Below are 2,201 nucleotides of genomic sequence, written 5' to 3' on the forward strand. Positions count from 1 at the left end.
GCCTGCAGCAGCTCCGCACGCTGGTCACGCCGCGATTCGAGCGTGCCCAGCCCCAGCAGCTGCTTCAACGCCGGCAGGTGCAGCCAGGTGATAGCCTGCCGCAGCCAGCCGTTCCTGCCCTGGCGATCCGTGACGCTGATCCAGCCGTGGTTCAGCAGCAGCGTCGCGAGGTCTTCCACCTCCTCGATCGACGCGCGCGACTCCTCCGACCGCAGCAGCGGCAGCCACTGCCGCGTCAGGCTGTCCGCACGCGCCCAGCGCGTCAGCATCTCGCGCTGCGGCAGGCCCAGCAGCGGCAGCGCAGCCGGCGGCGCCGAGGCCTCGACGCGCCGCTCCCTGAGCTTCGCGGCCGGGTAGCGCGTGACCACCTCGCCCGTCATGGCATCGGCGACACCGGTTGCCGCCGCTGCAGCACGCCGATCGGCGGGGCCCAGCGCGCGCCCTTCTGCTTCTTCGAGGTCACCAGCGTGATGTCGGCCGGCTCGAACACCTCCACGTTGTGCGTGATCGGCGTGGTCAGCACGTACTGCGCACGCGTTGATTTCAGGAAGTGCCCCACCAGCTGGATGTTGCGCACGTCCAGGTGGGCGAACGGCTCGTCGATGAAGACGAAGCCGCCGGTCGTCTCGTCGTCCTTCATCAAGCCCACCAGCAGGATCAGCGACTTGATCACCTGCTGGCCGCCCGAGGCCTCGCCGTCGTTCAGCCCGATGCTGCCCTTGCCGTCGAAGTTGAAGTGCACCTTCAGCTCGGCCTGCTTCAGCACGGTGTCGTCGTTGTCGAGGTGCGGCAGGTCGGCGTTCACCTCCACGCCGGCCAGCTGGCCGAGCTCGGTGATGTTCTTGCGGTAGCGCCGCACCGTGGCGCGCAGCACGTCGATGTAGCGTGCGCGGGCGTTGTCGACCGCCACGCGCGCCGCCTCGTTGCTGGCCTTGCGATCGCCGAGCTGGCCTTCCTGCTGTCGCACGGCGGCCGTCATCAGCGTCAGCTTCTCCTCGACGCTGGCATCGGTCTCCCAATGGCCCTGCGCCAGCTCGGCCTCGATGGCCTCGTTGCGCAGCTTCGCCTGCGTCGCATTGCCGTAGCGCTGGCGCAGTGCGTCGACTTGCACCGGCGCGATCCAGCGTGCGGGGAAGCGCGCCCTGTCCTTCTGCGAGTTGGCGATGCGGCTGCGCAGCCCGTCGTGGCGCTCGGTCCAGTCGTGTTGCTGCTGCGCGCTGCGCGACTCGCTGTCCTGCAGGCGGCGCTGCGCCTGTTCGTAGTCGTACTGGCTGGTGCGTTGCGCGGCCACCGCGGCAGTGAACTGCCGGTCCAGCTCCTGCCAGCGCTGACCGGTCGCGATCCGTACACGCGTCAGCTCGGGCAATGCGCTGCGCGCCTGCGCGAACTCCTCGCTGCGGCGCGCGAGCTCCTCCACGGCCTTGTGACCCTGGGCCGCCTGCTGCGCATCGCTCAACTGCCGCTGCACCGCGTGCTGCTCCTGCGCCACCTGGGTGAGCTGGTCATCCAACTGCGACAGCCTTCGATCAATCGACTGCCGGCGCGAGGCCAGCGCCGCCGCGCCGAACTGGTGATCGCCGGGGTCGACCCACACGCTCCGGCCGCCGCGGCCATCGCGGTGGTAGGCGAGTGGCGTGATCCATTCGCCGCCCTGCCGTGCACCCTGGGCCGTGCTGTCCACGCGCTGGATGTGCGCCAGCTGGCGCAACAGCCAGCCGGGCGCCGCTGCGCTGAACTTCAGCACCTCCAGCAGGCTTCCTGCCGGCGGCTTGACCGGCGCCGCTTCGGCGTCGGCCACCACGTAGTGGCGATAGCGCTCGCGTTCAGCCAGCGCCATCGCCTGCGCTTCGTCGGCGGCGCGCTGCAGCACCACCACCCACCGCGCGCCACGCAGCGCGCCTTCAGCGGCGGCACGCCACGCGTCGTCGGTGATCTCGATCACGTCAACCAGCAGGTGGTGGGCGATTCCGGCGTCGTTCAAGGTCTTGCGGAAGCGCACCACGTCGGGCGGGCCCTTCCCTCCGTGGTGCCCCTGCAGCTCCGACAAGGCGCGCGCGGCGTCGGCCCGCTGGTCGCTCAATCGCTGCCAGTCGGCACCGAGCGCCTGTTTCTTCGCTTCCAGTTGCTGGACCCGCTCGCGCAACTGGCCCGCATCGCCTTCGATGGAGGCCAGCGCGTCGAGCTCCTTCGCATGCTTGACC

2 pseudogenes are annotated in these 2,201 nt (G+C 70.2%); both read right to left on the bottom strand.

Annotated elements, in window-relative coordinates:
• Positions 1–380: pseudogene (locus AC1D01_RS31210) on the bottom strand (hypothetical protein); the annotation flags it as partial.
• Positions 377–2,201 (bottom strand): annotated as a pseudogene (locus AC1D01_RS31215) (AAA family ATPase); the annotation flags it as partial. The pseudogenes AC1D01_RS31215 and AC1D01_RS31210, both read right to left, overlap by 4 nt.

This window comes from Rhizobacter sp. P3_B12 (assembly GCF_056402895.1).